The following is a 15,649-nucleotide window of genomic DNA, read 5'->3' on the forward strand; positions in this document are numbered from 1 at the left end:
GCCGCGACTGGTCTTTTTCCCGGGACTACAGCAGCTGCGCCAGACGGTTAATATCCGACTGGATCGCCCCGGCGGTCACATCGCGCCCGGCGCCGGGCCCGCGGATCACCAGCGGATTATCGCGATACCAGCGGCTTTCGATAGCGAACACGTTATCGCACGGCAGCAGCGCCGCCAGCGGGTGCTCTTCGCGTACCGCTTCCACGCCGACGCGTGCTTTGCCGTTGGCATCAAAACGCGCCACGTAGCGGAGCACCAGCCCCATCTCGCGGGCCGCCTCCAGGCGCTGCAGCATCTGCTCGTTCAGCTCTTCGCCATTCTCAAAGAAGTGATCGACCGAACCCTCTTCACAGTGCGCCGGGACCAGTGATTCCACGCGCACCTGATCCGGCTCGATGTCGTAACCCGCTTCCCGCGCGAGGATCACCAGCTTGCGCATCACATCTTTACCGGACAGATCGACGCGCGGATCCGGCTCGGTCAGACCCTGCTGCCACGCCTGATCCACCAGGTCGGTGAACGGCACGGTGCCATCAAACTGCAGGAACAGCCAGGAGAGCGTTCCCGAGAAGATACCGCTCAGGCCGAGGATGGTATCGCCGCTGTCGATCAGGTCGCGCACCGTATGGTTCACCGGCAAGCCGGCGCCCACGGTGGCGTTATACAGCCAGTGGCGCCCTGTCTTCTCAAACGCGTCGTGGATCTGGCGATACTTATCGCTGCTGCTGGCCCCCGCCAGCTTGTTGGCGCTGATCACGTGGAAGCCATGGCTGGCGAAATCAAGATACTGGTCTGCCAGCCGCTCGCTGGCGGTGACGTCCAGCACCACTAAATCATCATACGGGTGCGCGCGCATCCACAGGAACAGCGACTCTTCATCTTGCTCCACCGCTTCATCGTTGAAGAAAGCCAGCGCCCGGCTGGCGTCCAGCCCGTCGTAGTTCAGCAGACTGCGTTTACTGTCGACCACGCCAGCGAGCACAAACTCAAAGCCGGTGCGCGCCGAGAGCGTGGTTTGTTCACGGGCGAACAGCTCCAGCCAGCGGGAACCGATGTTCCCTTTGCCGAACAGCATCAGGCCGATACGCTTTTCGGCACGAAACAAGGACTGGTGCAGCCCCTGGATCAGGCTTTCCGTCGGCCCGGCGCGCAGGACGGCCACCAGGCTGATCCCCTCTTCCGACTGCCAGGTGAACTCCACCGGCTGCCCTTTCAGCTGCTGCCAGAAACGGTGGCAGTGCAGTGGGTTGCGGGTGACGCCCGCGCCCACCATCGCCACCAGCGCCAGCTTCTGACGCAGACGCAGCTCGCCCGGCAGACCTGCCTCATCGAGCAGCTTCAGCGCGCTGTCGGCCACCTCGGAGGTATAGCAGAACTGCAGCAGTTTGCGGTCTGCATGGACGCCAACGGCTAACGGGCGCAGCTGGGCGCGTTTGAGCAGGGCGTCCAGCTCTTTATGCGCCAGTTTGAAATCGTGACCGGCCGGCACCTGAAACTCCACCAGGCAGACATCGTCATGGCTGGTGACAATCCGGGCGCCAGTACCGGAGGCCAGCACGCGCTCAATGCGCGTGGAACCCTGTTCCGGCGTATAGCTGCAGCGTAACTGCAGATCGATATCGCTGGCGGAAACCGGCTGTAGCGTGCGGGCATGGAGCACCGGCGCGGCCAGACGCGCCAGCTCGCTGGCTTCGTCCAGACGCAGCAGCGGCAGCAGACAGGCGTCTTTCACCTTGCGCGGATCCGCGCTGTACACCCCGGCGACGTCGCTCCAGATAGTGACGCGGGAAGCGCCCGCCAGCGCGCCGATCTGGGTGGCAGAGTAGTCAGACCCGTTACGGCCCAGCAGGACGGTTTCACCGGCCTGGTTGCGGGAGATAAAGCCGGTCACCACCAGACGCTTGTTAGGATGCTGCGCCATCAGCTGCTGCAGCAGTGGATAGGATAATCCTTCATCCACCTGCGGCTGCGCGGCGCGTTCCGCGCGCAGGAACGCGCGCGCGTCCAGCCAGGCGGCTTCCATTCCCAGCTGGTTGAGAACCGCCGCCATCAGGCGCGCGGACCACACTTCCCCATGGCCGACCACTTCCGCATAGACCGCTTCGGAAACCCCGCCGTCCAGCAGACCAGCCAGACGCTCAAGGTCGTGGATAAAGGCGGCGATCAACGTATCCGCCGCCGCAGGCTCCACCAGACCGCCAATCAGCTCGGTGTGATAGCGGCGAAGCGACTGCTGAACCTGATGCGCAGCAAGGCGATCGCTCTGGCTAAGCTTAAGCCAGCTGATCAGCTGGTTGGTGGTGCTGCCAGCGGCGGAGACGACCATCATGTCCCCCGCCTGCGAATACTCCTTCATGATCCCCGCGACGCGCAGGTAACATTTCGCATCCGCTAAACTACTCCCACCAAATTTGTGCAGCTGACGACCCTTCGCCCCTGCCTGCGCAATCACACTCATCTTTATTCCTCGTTTGCTGCCCGGAAGCCATTTTCCAGGTCGGCAATTAAATCTTCACCATCTTCGATACCGGTCGAAATACGCAGGAGCGTTTCTGAAATTCCGGCGGCGGCACGCGCTTCAGGCGCCATGCCGGCATGCGTCATCGTTGCCGCATGGGAAATCAGGCTTTCAACGCCCCCCAGCGATTCCGCCAGTGTAAACAGCGACAGCCCGCTCAGGAAGCGGCGCAGCGTCTGCTCGTCACCGTCCAGCTCGAAGCTTAACATTGCGCCAAAACCTTTTTGCTGACGCGCCGCAATTTCATGCCCCTGGTTTTCCGGCAGCGACGGATGATACAGCTTTTTCACCAGCGGCTGGGTTTTCAGATACTCGACGATCGCCAGGGCATTACGTTGCGCCACTTCCATGCGTGGAGAAAGCGTCCGCAGCCCGCGCAACAGCAGATAGCTGTCGAAGGCGCTGCCGGTGACGCCAATGTTATTCGCCCACCATGCCAGTTCGGTGACAGTCGCCGGATCGTTGGCAATCACCACCCCGGCCACCACATCAGAGTGACCATTAAGGTATTTAGTACAGGAGTGCAACACCAGATCGGCGCCCAGCGCCAGCGGGTTTTGCAGCGCCGGACTCAGGAAGGTGTTATCGACCACGCTGATCGCCCCGGCTTCGCGCGCCAGACCACAGATTTTCGCAATATCCACCACCCGCAGCAATGGATTACTTGGGCTTTCGACCAGCACCAGCTTCGGTTTTTCCGCCAGCGCCGCCCGCAGCGCCTGCTCATCGTTTTGATCGACGAACTGAACGCGATAGCAGCCGCGCTTCGCCAGGCTATCGAACAGACGGTAGCTGCCGCCGTAGCAGTCGTGCGGCGCCACCAGCAGATCGCCAGGCTTAAGGAACACCGTCGTCACCAGCAGGATCGCCGACATACCGGTATTGGTCAGCACCGCGCCAGCGCCGCCCTCCAGCTCCGCTAAAGCGCGCTGCACCACATCACGCGTCGGGTTGCCGCGGCGGGAATAGTCGTGAGCGCGAGGTTCATTAAAGTCGGTGAAGTTATAGGTACTGGAGAGGTGGATCGGCGGGACAACGCAACCGTACTGCTCGTCGTCATTTAAACCGCTACGCACTGCGATGGTGGCCTGTTTACGCGTCATGTTGGGAAGTTCCTGGGCTGAATCGGTGAAAAGTCAGGCTTCAGAGTAAACATTGTCACAATAGACGTCAATACATCTGGACATCTAAACTTCTTTGCGTATAGATTGAGCAAAGTGCAAATAGCCGTTAAAATTATATGCATTAGCGCACGTCGGCGGCGGCTTATCTCATGTCAGAAAGCCCGCGCATACGGTAAACTACGCGCGATTATAGCCCGGGCGGAATATTCTGGCCCTTCACTAATAAACAGAGGATTAAGGTATCTCATGGCTGAATGGAGCGGCGAATATATCAGCCCATACGCTGAGCACGGTAAGAAGAGTGAGCAAGTAAAGAAAATTACGGTTTCCATTCCTCTGAAGGTGTTAAAAATCCTCACCGATGAACGCACGCGTCGTCAGGTGAATAACCTGCGTCACGCGACCAACAGCGAACTGCTGTGCGAAGCGTTCCTGCATGCCTTTACCGGACAACCGTTGCCTAACGATGAAGACCTGCGTAAAGAGCGCAGCGATGAGATCCCGGAAGCGGCGAAAGCGATTATGCGTGAACTGGGTATCGACCCGGATACGTGGGAATACTGAGACGATAAAAAGGGCGGAAGCAAGCTTCCGCCCTTTTTCTTTCCCGCCCAGGCAGGCGAGAGACACAAAAAAGCCGCCCTGAGGCGGCTTCTTCTGGCAACTTACTTGCTGCCCGGGATGCTGAAGCGCTTGTTGAAGCGGTCAACACGGCCACCGGTAGCAACATCACGCTGTTTGCCGGTGAAGAACGGGTGGCATTTGCCGCACACGTCGAGGTTCAGGTCGTGACCTACGGTGGAGCGGATTTTCATGACATTACCGCAAGAACAGGTAGCAGTAATTTCGTCGTAATTTGGGTGAATACCTTTTTTCATGGGAGAACCTCAGTTAAGGCCGCGTCGCTCTTCCAGCCCTAACGCCAGACACCACGCGATATTAGTAATTTCCCGTCGCCCTCTACGCTGCTGACAGCGTGAAGCACGCGGTAATGGTCAATCTTCAATGCGATATAAAGCGCATCAAAGGCGGCGAATCATACAGAATTTGACCAGCATATGCAAACTGATCCGCGCCGCCTTATCGTAATGTGTATACTATCCCGCCAGATTTCAAGTCAGGAAGATGACATGCCCGTCGCCCACGTTGCCCTACCCGTTCCGCTACCGCGCACTTTTGACTATCTGCTGCCTGAAGGCATGGCGGTCAAAGCGGGCTGTCGGGTGCGGGTGCCGTTCGGCAAACAGGAGCGGATCGGTATTGTCGCGGCGGTCAGCGAACGCAGCGAGCTGCCGCTGGACGAACTAAAACCGGTCGCGGAAGCGCTGGACGACGAACCGGTCTTCTCCGGTACCGTCTGGCGGCTGCTGATGTGGGCGGCTGAGTATTACCATCATCCGATTGGCGATGTGCTGTTCCATGCGCTGCCCATTCTGCTGCGCCAGGGCAAACCCGCCAGCGCGACGCCGCTGTGGTACTGGTTCGCCACCGAGCAGGGGCAGGCCGTCGACCTTAACGGTCTGAAACGCTCGCCGAAGCAGCAGCAGGCGCTGGCGGCGCTGCGCCAGGGAAAAATCTGGCGTCATCAGGTTGGCGAACTGGAATTTAATGAAGCGGCGCTGCAGGCGCTGCGCGGCAAAGGGCTGGCGGAGCTGGCCTGCGAAGCGCCCGCCCTCATCGACTGGCGCAGCGCGTATTCGGTTGCCGGCGAACGCCTGCGTCTTAATACCGAGCAAGCCACCGCCGTCGGGGCGATCCACAGCGCCGCCGATCGCTTCTCCGCCTGGCTGCTGGCGGGTATTACCGGCTCAGGGAAAACGGAAGTCTATTTGAGCGTGCTGGAGAACGTGCTGGCGCAGGGGCGCCAGGCGCTGGTGATGGTGCCGGAGATCGGTCTGACGCCGCAGACCATCGCCCGCTTCCGCCAGCGCTTTAACGCGCCGGTGGAAGTGCTGCACTCCGGACTCAATGACAGCGAACGTCTTTCGGCCTGGCTGAAGGCGAAAAACGGCGAAGCGGCCATTGTGATCGGCACCCGCTCCTCGCTGTTTACCCCTTTTAAAGACCTCGGCGTCATCGTTATCGACGAAGAGCATGACAGCTCCTACAAGCAGCAGGAGGGCTGGCGCTACCATGCCCGCGACCTGGCGGTATGGCGCGCCCACAGCGAACAGATCCCGATTATTCTCGGCTCGGCGACGCCGGCGCTGGAGACCCTGCATAACGTCCGCCAGGGCAAATACCGCCAGTTAACCTTAAGCAAACGCGCGGGCAATGCGCGCCCTGCCCAGCAGCACGTGCTCGATCTCAAAGGGCAACCGCTGCAGGCGGGTCTGTCTCCCGCGCTGATTAACCGTATGCGCCAGCATCTGCAGGCGGATAACCAGGTGATCCTGTTTCTTAACCGCCGCGGCTTTGCGCCAGCGCTGCTGTGCCACGACTGCGGCTGGATAGCGGAATGTCCGCGCTGCGACAGCTACTACACGTTGCACCAGGCGCAGCACCATCTGCGCTGCCACCATTGCGACAGTCAGCGCCCTATCCCGCGCCAATGTCCCTCCTGCGGCTCCACGCACCTGGTGCCGGTGGGTATCGGCACCGAACAGCTGGAGCAGGCCCTGGCGCCGCTGTTCCCTGACGTGCCTATCTCGCGTATCGACCGCGATACCACCAGCCGCAAAGGGGCGCTGGAGGAGCATCTCGCCGCCGTCCATCGCGGCGGAGCGCGTATTTTAATTGGCACCCAGATGCTGGCCAAAGGCCACCACTTCCCGGACGTCACCCTCGTCTCCCTGCTGGACGTCGACGGGGCGCTGTTTTCCGCGGATTTCCGCTCCGCCGAGCGTTTCGCTCAGCTCTATACCCAGGTCTCCGGGCGAGCGGGACGGGCAGGAAAACAGGGCGAAGTGATCCTGCAAACCCACCATCCTGAACACCCTCTGCTGCAGACCCTGCTGTATAAAGGCTACGACGCCTTCGCCGAACAGGCGCTGGCAGAGCGGCAGACAATGCAGCTACCGCCGTGGACCAGCCATGTGCTGATTCGTGCGGAAGACCATAACAACCAGCAGGCGCCGCTGTTTTTACAACAGCTGCGCAATCTGCTGCAGGCCAGTCCGCTGGCCGACGACAAGCTATGGGTGCTCGGTCCGGTTCCGGCGCTGGCGCCGAAGCGCGGCGGCCGCTGGCGGTGGCAGATATTGCTGCAGCATCCTTCGCGGGTACGCCTGCAGCATATCGTCAGCGGTACGCTGGCGCTGATCAATACGCTGCCGGAGGCGAAAAAAGTAAAGTGGGTGCTGGATGTCGATCCTATTGAAGGGTAAGCCTTCTCTTGCGAGCCGGATCGAAAAATTTAACAAGCATCACGTTTTTCATGAAAATTCTGTAACTCACTGCCGCGACTATCTGATAAAAATGATGCAGCAGTTAGCGCGCAAGGGAAATGCCAGCGCCATTCAGCGAGGAGAAACCAGGTGAAGCCCAAAAAACAAGTGGTTGCCGCCACCATGAAAGACGTCGCCTTAAAGGCAAACGTTTCCACGGCAACCGTGTCCCGAGCGTTGATGAACCCTGATAAGGTGTCGCAAGCCACCCGTAACCGGGTCGAGCAGGCGGCGCTGGAAGTCGGCTATTTACCGCAGTCGCTCGGACGCAATATGAAGCGCAACGAATCGCGGACGATTCTCGTGATCGTCCCGGATATCTGCGATCCCTTTTTTAGCGAAGTGATCCGCGGTATTGAAGTCACTGCCGCCGAGCACGGATATCTGGTGTTAATCGGCGATTGCGCCCACCAGAATCAGAAAGAAAAAACCTTTATCGACCTTATCATCACCAAGCAGATTGACGGCATGGTGCTGCTCAGCTCGCGCCTGCCGTTTGACGCCAGCGTGGAAGAGCAGCGCAATTTGCCGCCGATGGTCATGTCGAACGAGTTCGCGCCGGAGCTGGAGCTGCCCACCGTCCACATCGATAACCTGACGGCGGCTTTTAACGCGGTAAACTATCTTCACGAGCTGGGACACCAGCGTATCGGCTGCATCGCCGGCCCGGAAGATATGCCGCTGTGCCATTATCGCCTGCAGGGTTACGTGCAGGCGCTGCGCCGCAGCGGTATCACCGTTGATCCGCACTATATCGCTCGCGGCAACTTTACCTTCGAAGCTGGCGCCAATGCGCTGGAGCAGCTGCTGTCGCAGCCGGTACCGCCCACCGCGGTCTTTTGCCATAGCGATGTGATGGCGCTGGGCGCCTTATCGCTGGCGAAACGCCGCGGTCTGAAAGTGCCGGACGACCTGTCGATTGTCGGCTTCGATAACATCGCGTTGTCTGAATTTTGCGATCCGCCATTGACCACCGTGTCACAGCCGCGTTTTGATATCGGCCGTGAAGGAATGCTGCTATTACTTGAGCAAATGCAGGGTCATAACGTGAACAGCGGCTCGCGCCTGCTCGATTGCGAACTGATTGTTCGCGGCAGTACGCAAAAAATCAGACGATAACCATCAGGCTTTCGGGCCTGCTCTTCTGGTCAAAGGCCCGCCGCTTAAGTAACATGGCGGGCTGACGAACGAATATAAGACAGCGAAACGATAGTGGCACAACGAGATTATGTACGCCGCAGCCAACCGGCTTCTTCGCGGCGCAAAAAGAGCACTACCCGAAGCTCAAGGAATAAGCAAAGCAGCCTCCCGGCAATTTCACCGGCTATGGTGGCGATCGCGGCGGCTGTGCTGGTGGCCTTTATCGGTGGACTCTATTTCATTACGCACCATAAGAAAGAAGAAGCGGAAGCGATGCAAAATCGCCAGGCCGCCGGCAACGGCTTGCCGCCAAAACCGGAAGAGCGCTGGCGCTATATTAAAGAGCTGGAAAGCCGCCAGCCGGGCGTTCGCGCGCCGACCGAACCGACCGCCGGCGGCGAAGTGATGAAACCGGAGCAACTGACCGACGAACAGCGTCAGCTGCTGGCCCAGATGCAGGCCGATATGCGTCAACAGCCGACTCAGCTGACCGAAGTGCCGTGGAACGAACAAACGCCGGCCCAGCGCCAGCAGACGCTGCAGCGTCAGCGTTTAGCGCAGCAACAGCAGCAGGCGCAACAGCAACAGTGGGCGCAAACTCAGCCGCAGACCGCGCAGCAGCAGCCGCGCGTTCAGCAGCCGAAGCCGGTCCAGCAGCAACAGCCGAAGCAGACCGCGTCAAACCAGCAGCCGTACCAGGATCTGCTGCAGACGCCGGCGCACACTACGACTACGCAGCCGCGCGCGCAGGCCGCCGCGCCGGTGACTCGAGTGGAGGAAGCGCCGAAAACGACCGCCGAGAAAAAAGACGATCGTAGCTGGATGATCCAGTGCGGCTCCTTTAAAGGCGCCGAGCAGGCCGAAACCGTCCGCGCTCAGCTGGCTTTCGAAGGGTTTGCTTCGCACATCACCACCAACAACGGCTGGAACCGCGTGGTCATTGGCCCGCTGAAAGGCAAAGAAAGCGCCAACGAGATGATCACCCGCCTGAAGATGGCTGGACACGCGAACTGCATTCGTCTCGCCGCCAGGGGTTGAAACCCTCAAAATCCCCCCCATCTATAATTGCATTCGGCCCCGCGGACAGCGCGGGGCCCCTGTTCCGCTTTTGCAACCAAGGGGTCTGCTCGTGACTACAATTGTAAGTGTTCGCCGTAACGGCCATGTTGTTATTGCCGGTGATGGCCAGGCCACGCTGGGCAACACCGTAATGAAGGGCAACGTGAAAAAAGTGCGTCGTCTGTACAACGACAAAGTGATTGCCGGTTTCGCTGGCGGCACCGCCGACGCCTTCACGCTGTTCGAACTGTTTGAACGCAAACTGGAAATGCACCAGGGCCATCTGGTGAAGGCCGCCGTTGAGCTGGCTAAAGACTGGCGAACCGATCGGATGTTGCGCAAGCTGGAAGCGCTGCTGGCCGTCGCGGACGAAAACGCGTCGCTTATCATCACCGGTAACGGTGACGTGGTACAGCCGGAAAACGATTTGATTGCTATCGGCTCCGGCGGTCCTTACGCCCAGGCCGCGGCCCGCGCGCTGCTGGAAAACACCGATATGGGCGCGCGCGATATCGCCGAGAAAGCGTTGGATATTGCAGGCGATATTTGCATCTATACCAACCATTTCCACACCATCGAAGAATTACCTTCTAAAGCGTAAGGATCTCCCATGTCTGAAATGACCCCACGCGAAATTGTCAGCGAACTGGACAAACACATTATCGGCCAGGACGCCGCCAAGCGTTCTGTTGCTATCGCCCTGCGTAACCGCTGGCGCCGGATGCAGCTTAACGAAGAGCTGCGTCATGAAGTCACGCCGAAAAACATTCTGATGATCGGCCCAACCGGCGTCGGTAAAACCGAAATCGCTCGTCGTCTGGCGAAACTGGCCAACGCGCCGTTTATTAAAGTTGAAGCGACAAAGTTCACCGAAGTGGGCTATGTCGGTAAAGAAGTGGACTCTATCATCCGCGATCTGACCGATGCGGCGATCAAAATGATTCGTATGCAGTCCATCGATAAGAACCGTTACCGCGCGGAAGAGCTGGCGGAAGAGCGCGTGCTTGACGTGCTGATCCCACCGGCGAAGAACAACTGGGGCCAGACTGAGCCGTCGCAGGAACCGTCTGCGGCGCGCCAGGCGTTCCGTAAGAAACTGCGCGAAGGCCAGCTGGACGATAAAGAGATTGAAATCGATCTCGCTGCGGCGCCGATGGGCGTTGAAATCATGTCCCCTCCGGGCATGGAAGAGATGACCAGCCAGCTGCAGTCCATGTTCCAGAACCTCGGCGGCCAGAAGCAGAAACCGCGTAAGCTGAAAATCAAAGACGCGATGAAGCTGCTGATTGAAGAAGAAGCGGCCAAACTGGTCAATCCGGAAGAGCTGAAGCAGGAAGCCATCGACGCTGTTGAGCAGCACGGTATCGTCTTTATCGACGAAATCGACAAAATCTGTAAGCGCGGCGGCAACACCTCCGGCCCGGACGTCTCCCGTGAAGGCGTACAGCGCGACCTGCTGCCGCTGGTGGAAGGCTGCACCGTCTCCACCAAGCACGGGATGGTCAAGACCGACCACATCCTGTTTATCGCCTCCGGCGCGTTCCAGGTGGCCAGCCCGTCCGATCTGATCCCGGAACTGCAGGGGCGTCTGCCGATCCGCGTTGAGCTGAAGGCGCTGACCACCCATGACTTCGAGCGCATCCTGACCGAACCGAACGCCTCCATCACCGTGCAGTACAAGGCGCTGATGGCGACCGAAGGGGTGAATATCGAATTCACCGAAGACGGTATCAAGCGTATCGCTCAGGCCGCATGGCAGGTAAACGAAACCACCGAGAACATCGGCGCGCGCCGTCTGCACACCGTGCTGGAGCGCCTGGTGGAAGATATCTCCTATGATGCCAGCGAGATGAACGGCCAGACCGTCACTATCGATGCCGAATATGTGAGTAAGCACCTGGATGTTCTGGTGGCAGATGAAGATCTGAGCCGTTTTATCCTATAATCCGGTGCAATGCATTTTCATCACTGTTGATGGGGGCTATCGCCCCCATTTTTATTGGCTAAAATAACTATGACTGATATCAGCCGTTCTCAGGCGTGGCTGGAAAGCCTGCGTCCTAAAACGTTACCGCTGGCGTTTGCCGCGATTATTGTTGGCACCGTCCTTGCCTGGGAGCAGGGGCATTTTGATCCCTGGGTCGCTCTGCTGGCGCTGATCACCGCCGGCTTGCTGCAAATTCTTTCCAACCTCGCCAATGACTACGGCGACGCGGTCAAGGGGAGCGATAAACCGGACCGCATCGGGCCGCTGCGCGGGATGCAGAAAGGGGTGATTACCCCCCAGCAGATGAAGCGCGCCTTGATTGTCACCGTCGCGCTGATCTGTCTGTTTGGTCTGGCGCTACTGTGCGTCGCCTGGCAGAGCGTCGGCGATTTCATCGGTTTCCTCGCGCTGGGTGGCCTGTCGATCGTGGCCGCCATCACCTACACAGTGGGCACCCGCCCGTATGGTTATATTGGCCTCGGTGATATTTCGGTACTCGTTTTCTTCGGCTGGCTGAGCGTCCTCGGCAGCTGGTATCTGCAAGCCCACAATGTGGAAGCGGCCATTTTTCTGCCGGCAACGGCCTGCGGTCTGCTGGCGACCGCCGTACTGAACATCAATAACCTGCGTGATATCGACAGCGACCGGCAGAACGGGAAGAACACCCTCGCCGTGCGCCTGGGGCCGGTCAATGCCCGCCGCTATCATGCCTGCCTGCTGCTCGGCGCCCTGCTGTGTCTGGCGCTGTTTAACCTGCTGGCGCTGCATTCTGCCTGGGGCTGGCTGTTTATTCTCGCCACGCCGATGCTGGTCAAACAGGCGCGTTACGTCCTGCGCGAATCCGATCCGCTGGCGATGCGGCCGATGCTCGAAAAGACGGTCAAAGGGGCTTTGCTGACCAACCTGCTGTTTGTTATCGGGATTATTGCCAGTAAGCTGGCGGCTTAACTGACAAATATCAATTAACAATTGATGATTTTGCCAACAATGCGATTCGCGGGATATACTAAAAACTCTCGCAGCAACTGAACGTTAAGCCTATGAAATACGATACTTCCGAGCTTTGTGACATCTACCAGGAAGATGTCAACGTCGTGGAACCGCTGTTCTCTAACTTTGGAGGACGGTCGTCGTTTGGTGGACAGATCATTACGGTAAAATGTTTCGAGGATAACGGGTTGCTCTACGATCTGCTCGAGCAGAATGGCCGTGGTCATATTCTCCTGATCGACGGCGGCGGCTCAGTACGACGCGCGTTAATTGACGCTGACCTGGCGCGTCTGGCCGTACAGAATGAATGGGAAGGGTTGGTGGTCTATGGCGCGGTGCGCCAGGTTGACGACCTTGAGGAACTGGATATCGGCATCCAGGCGCTGGCGGCTATTCCGGTCGGCGCGGCTGGCGAAGGCATCGGCGAAAGCGACGTGCGCGTCAATTTCGGCGGCGTGACCTTCTTCAGCGGCGACCATCTGTATGCCGATAACACCGGGATGATTCTGTCGGAAGACCCGCTGGATATCGAATAAACCTTGCGCCATAAAAAAGGCCTTCTCCATGAGAAGGCCTTTTGTTTATCCGGCGCGTAACTTAGTACAGTTTCTTCGCGCAATCCAGCCAGTCGTTCTTGAACGGACGCTTCATGTTCTCGATGGCATCGATGATGTCGTGGTGCACCAGCTTCTCGTTCTGGATGCCGACGCAACGGCCGCCATGGCCCTGCAGCAGCAGCTCAATCGCATAGGCGCCCATGCGGGAAGCCAGGATACGGTCGTAAGGAACCGGGGAACCGCCGCGCTGAATGTGGCCGAGGACGGTAGCGCGGGTTTCACGGCCGGTCTCTTTCTCGATGTAGCTTGCCAGCTCGTCAACGTCGCACATGTGCTCGGTGATCGCCACGATAGCGTGTTTCTTCCCTTTCGCGATGCCGGCTTTGATTTCCGCTACCAGATCGTCACGGGTATATTCCACTTCCGGCACCATGATGAACTCACAGCCGCCGGCAATCGCCGCCGCCAGAGTCAGGTCGCCACAGTAACGGCCCATCACTTCCACCACGGAGATACGCTGGTGCGAAGAGGAGGTGTCGCGCAGACGGTCAATCGCTTCCACCACGGTGCTCAGAGCGGTGAAGAAGCCGATGGTGTAGTCAGTGCCTTTGATATCGTTGTCGATGGTGCCCGGCAGGCCGATGCACGGGAAGCCCATCTCGGTCAGGCGCATCGCCCCCATATAGGACCCGTCACCACCGATAACCACCAGCGCGTCCAGGCCACGCTTCTTCATGTTTTCGATAGCCACTGCGCGGATGTGTTCTTCGCGGAATTCCGGGAAGCGAGCGGAGCCCAGGAAGGTGCCGCCGCGGTTGATCATGTCGGAAACGCTGTAACGGTCGAGCTGAACCATACGGTCTTCGTACAAGCCGAGGTAACCGTCATAGATTCCAAAAACTTCCAGACCTTCCGTTAATGCCGCGCGCACAACGCCACGAATTGCTGCGTTCATGCCCGGCGCATCACCGCCACTTGTCAACACACCGATTTTCTTAATCATGACTACCTCTGAACTTAGGAAGCAAAAAATAATTCTGTTGCCTGAAGCGCTCCCTCACCAGGAGTGCACGACGCTAATGACAATAGTATATCAAACGCCTCAAGCTGAATTGATTCAGGTCAGACCAAACGGCGGTAATTTATACAAAAAATGCCGAGCTGACCCACATTTTTACATCGAGTTTACAGACTATAACCTAACGCTCAAAAAAGCCCTGCTGCGCCGCCGGCACCACAGAACTGGGATCCTGATGGATAATGACATCGGAACCCGGGAAACGGCGCAGAATCGCCTGCTCCACCTGGTCTGCAATCACGTGGGCTTGCACCAGCGGGAGGTTATCTTCCATTTCCAAATGAATCTGAATAAAGCGGGTCGGCCCTGACTGCCGCGTTCGTAGATCGTGCGCCCCGCGGATGCCGGGCCATGCGGTCACGATGGTGATAATGTCCTGACGCTCCTCGTCAGGCAAAGCGCGGTCGAGTAACGACTGAACCGCCTCATAGCCCATCCGCAGCGCGCTATATAAAATATAGATGCCAATTCCTAAGGCAAACAACGCATCGGCGCGATGCCAACCGTACCAGGAGAGGCCCAGCGCCACCAGAATGGCGCCGTTCATCATAACATCAGACTGATAATGAAGCATATCCGCCCGCACCGCCTGGCTTTGGGTTTTTCGCACCACCCAGCGCTGGAAGGTCACCAGCGCCAGCGTGCTGAACAGGGCAATCAACGTGACGACAACCCCGACGCCGGCGGCCTGTAGCGGCTCCGGACGCACCAGGTGCTGAATACCGGTAAGAAACAGAAACAGCGCCGAGCCGGAGATAAACATGCTTTGCGCCAGCGCCGCCAGCGACTCCGCTTTGCCGTGGCCAAAGGTATGTTCTTCATCAGCAGGCTGCAGCGAATAGCGCACCACCAGCAGGTTGGTCAGCGAGGCGGCAATATCCACCAGCGAATCCACCAGCGCGGCCAGAATACTGACTGAACCGGTATACCACCACGCAAAAATTTTGATCAAAAGTAACGCGGAGGCCATCGCCGTCGCTGCGATAGCGGCGCGGCTGACCAACCGGCCATAAGATTGATTCATATAGGCTCCTTCTCCTGCACTGCGCTTAGTATAACCTGAACTGGTGACGCTCACGGGACAGGCGAAGAAGTTGATTTGCCGAAAAAAGGGCAAAAAAAACCCCCACATCATGTGGGGGAAGACAGGGATGGTGTCTATGGCAAGGAAAACAGGGTTTGTTACTGGGGTTGCAGGGTGTTGCTACTACTCGAAAGCATCATCGCTGAGCCTTTCTGCGTCCTTGCAACCTCACGCAACTGATCCATACGTTGCTGGTGCTTAGCATTTAAAACCGCTTGCTGCTCTGGCGTAAGCAGGTGGTACATCTGGTTGCGGACCTTAGCCATCTCGACCTGGCGAGCAACCTGTTCCTGCGCCATCTTTTCTGCCTGAGCGCGCACAGCGTTTTCATCAAAATTTTCTGCGGTGACAAGGCGATGCATTGTCTCCATTTCGCTAACATTAACGGGGAGCCTGTCGTGGCGTGCCCGTTGCATAAGATCCCGTAACTGCTGACGTTGCTGCTCGGTTAAACTTATGCCGTCAAACATATGGCTCTGGCTACCGCGCTGTCCCCCTTCGTCTCCGGGGAGCCAGTTAACGCTGGTAACGACTTCAGCGGCCTGGCTATATGCACTTAGCGCCAGCGTTGAGGCCATGACGGCAGCGATAACATTGCGCATCACATACTCCCAAAACGTTTGTGTCGCGATTCAACGAGAGACAGTCTACGATTCAGGCTGCAAACATGCGTCAGGGGGTGTAAAACAACGTAAAGTCATGGATTAGCGGGCCTTGATGACGTAA

Annotated in this window: 14 protein-coding genes; 8 read left to right on the plus strand and 6 right to left on the minus strand. The window is 58.5% G+C overall.

What is annotated here, in order from left to right; all coding sequences use genetic code 11:
- Positions 1 to 25: 25 nt before the first annotated feature.
- Both LGM20_RS24905 and metB read right to left on the minus strand, forming a co-directional pair.
- On the minus strand, positions 26 to 2,458 hold the full coding sequence (locus LGM20_RS24905) for a bifunctional aspartate kinase/homoserine dehydrogenase II (protein ID WP_044520927.1): 2,433 nt from the start codon (positions 2,456 to 2,458) through the stop codon (positions 26 to 28).
- A gap of 2 nt (positions 2,459 to 2,460) precedes the next feature.
- The gene (gene metB / locus LGM20_RS24910; protein ID WP_004203678.1) at positions 2,461 to 3,621 is read right to left on the minus strand and encodes a cystathionine gamma-synthase; all 1,161 of its coding nucleotides are present in this window, start codon (positions 3,619 to 3,621) and stop codon (positions 2,461 to 2,463) included.
- Between the two features lie 267 nt (positions 3,622 to 3,888).
- Here metB and metJ point away from each other — a divergent pair, with 267 nt between their 5' ends.
- On the plus strand, positions 3,889 to 4,206 hold the full coding sequence (metJ, locus tag LGM20_RS24915; protein WP_002882924.1) for a met regulon transcriptional regulator MetJ: 318 nt from the start codon (positions 3,889 to 3,891) through the stop codon (positions 4,204 to 4,206).
- A gap of 101 nt (positions 4,207 to 4,307) precedes the next feature.
- On the opposite strand, the gene rpmE is transcribed toward metJ, so the two are convergent.
- Entirely contained in the window at positions 4,308 to 4,520 is a 213-nt protein-coding gene (gene rpmE / locus LGM20_RS24920; protein ID WP_002882922.1) for a 50S ribosomal protein L31, read from the minus strand.
- Between the two features lie 252 nt (positions 4,521 to 4,772).
- Here rpmE and priA point away from each other — a divergent pair, with 252 nt between their 5' ends.
- From priA to rraA, 7 genes are all read left to right on the plus strand, one after another.
- Positions 4,773 to 6,968: a primosomal protein N' gene (gene priA / locus LGM20_RS24925; protein ID WP_044520924.1), complete on the plus strand. Its 2,196-nt coding sequence runs from the start codon at positions 4,773 to 4,775 to the stop codon at positions 6,966 to 6,968.
- Between the two features lie 150 nt (positions 6,969 to 7,118).
- Positions 7,119 to 8,147 (plus strand): DNA-binding transcriptional regulator CytR, encoded by a 1,029-nt coding sequence (cytR, locus tag LGM20_RS24930; RefSeq protein WP_004203676.1) that lies wholly within the window; start codon positions 7,119 to 7,121, stop codon positions 8,145 to 8,147.
- A gap of 93 nt (positions 8,148 to 8,240) precedes the next feature.
- Complete coding sequence (gene ftsN / locus LGM20_RS24935) at positions 8,241 to 9,206, plus strand: cell division protein FtsN (RefSeq protein ID WP_072013396.1); 966 nt, start codon at positions 8,241 to 8,243, stop codon at positions 9,204 to 9,206.
- 91 nt (positions 9,207 to 9,297) lie between these two features.
- On the plus strand, positions 9,298 to 9,828 hold the full coding sequence (gene hslV, locus LGM20_RS24940) for an ATP-dependent protease subunit HslV (protein WP_002882918.1): 531 nt from the start codon (positions 9,298 to 9,300) through the stop codon (positions 9,826 to 9,828).
- Positions 9,829 to 9,837: 9 nt separating this feature from the next.
- Positions 9,838 to 11,172, plus strand: a complete 1,335-nt coding sequence (gene hslU, locus LGM20_RS24945) for an HslU--HslV peptidase ATPase subunit (RefSeq protein ID WP_044520920.1) — start codon at positions 9,838 to 9,840, stop codon at positions 11,170 to 11,172.
- 69 nt (positions 11,173 to 11,241) lie between these two features.
- Positions 11,242 to 12,162 carry a 1,4-dihydroxy-2-naphthoate polyprenyltransferase gene (gene menA, locus LGM20_RS24950; RefSeq protein ID WP_044520919.1) on the plus strand — a complete coding sequence of 307 codons (921 nt, stop codon included), beginning with the start codon at positions 11,242 to 11,244 and terminating at the stop codon, positions 12,160 to 12,162.
- A 92-nt stretch (positions 12,163 to 12,254) separates the two neighbouring features.
- Positions 12,255 to 12,740: a ribonuclease E activity regulator RraA gene (gene rraA, locus LGM20_RS24955; protein ID WP_002882913.1), complete on the plus strand. Its 486-nt coding sequence runs from the start codon at positions 12,255 to 12,257 to the stop codon at positions 12,738 to 12,740.
- A 61-nt stretch (positions 12,741 to 12,801) separates the two neighbouring features.
- Here rraA and pfkA read toward each other — a convergent pair whose 3' ends face one another.
- From pfkA to cpxP, 3 genes are all read right to left on the minus strand, one after another.
- Complete coding sequence (pfkA, locus tag LGM20_RS24960) at positions 12,802 to 13,764, minus strand: 6-phosphofructokinase (protein WP_002882911.1); 963 nt, start codon at positions 13,762 to 13,764, stop codon at positions 12,802 to 12,804.
- Between the two features lie 196 nt (positions 13,765 to 13,960).
- Positions 13,961 to 14,863: a CDF family cation-efflux transporter FieF gene (fieF, locus tag LGM20_RS24965; RefSeq protein ID WP_008807873.1), complete on the minus strand. Its 903-nt coding sequence runs from the start codon at positions 14,861 to 14,863 to the stop codon at positions 13,961 to 13,963.
- Between the two features lie 158 nt (positions 14,864 to 15,021).
- A complete protein-coding gene (gene cpxP / locus LGM20_RS24970; RefSeq protein ID WP_023291526.1) occupies positions 15,022 to 15,525 on the minus strand; it encodes a cell-envelope stress modulator CpxP in 504 nt (167 codons plus the stop codon).
- Positions 15,526 to 15,649: the final 124 nt, after the last annotated feature.

This window comes from Klebsiella quasipneumoniae subsp. quasipneumoniae, assembly GCF_020525925.1.
In the GTDB taxonomy this organism is placed as follows: domain Bacteria; phylum Pseudomonadota; class Gammaproteobacteria; order Enterobacterales; family Enterobacteriaceae; genus Klebsiella; species Klebsiella quasipneumoniae.

Excerpts from the sequence above, each read along its gene's own strand:
- LGM20_RS24905 (WP_044520927.1), bottom strand. The coding sequence starts at position 2,458 with ATGAGTGTGATTGCGCAGGCAGGGGCGAAGGGTCGTCAGCTGCACAAA.
- metB (WP_004203678.1), bottom strand. The coding sequence starts at position 3,621 with ATGACGCGTAAACAGGCCACCATCGCAGTGCGTAGCGGTTTAAATGAC.
- metJ (WP_002882924.1), top strand. The coding sequence starts at position 3,889 with ATGGCTGAATGGAGCGGCGAATATATCAGCCCATACGCTGAGCACGGT.
- rpmE (WP_002882922.1), bottom strand. The coding sequence starts at position 4,520 with ATGAAAAAAGGTATTCACCCAAATTACGACGAAATTACTGCTACCTGT.
- priA (WP_044520924.1), top strand. The coding sequence starts at position 4,773 with ATGCCCGTCGCCCACGTTGCCCTACCCGTTCCGCTACCGCGCACTTTT.
- hslU (WP_044520920.1), top strand. The coding sequence starts at position 9,838 with ATGTCTGAAATGACCCCACGCGAAATTGTCAGCGAACTGGACAAACAC.
- menA (WP_044520919.1), top strand. The coding sequence starts at position 11,242 with ATGACTGATATCAGCCGTTCTCAGGCGTGGCTGGAAAGCCTGCGTCCT.
- rraA (WP_002882913.1), top strand. The coding sequence starts at position 12,255 with ATGAAATACGATACTTCCGAGCTTTGTGACATCTACCAGGAAGATGTC.
- pfkA (WP_002882911.1), bottom strand. The coding sequence starts at position 13,764 with ATGATTAAGAAAATCGGTGTGTTGACAAGTGGCGGTGATGCGCCGGGC.
- fieF (WP_008807873.1), bottom strand. The coding sequence starts at position 14,863 with ATGAATCAATCTTATGGCCGGTTGGTCAGCCGCGCCGCTATCGCAGCG.
- cpxP (WP_023291526.1), bottom strand. The coding sequence starts at position 15,525 with ATGCGCAATGTTATCGCTGCCGTCATGGCCTCAACGCTGGCGCTAAGT.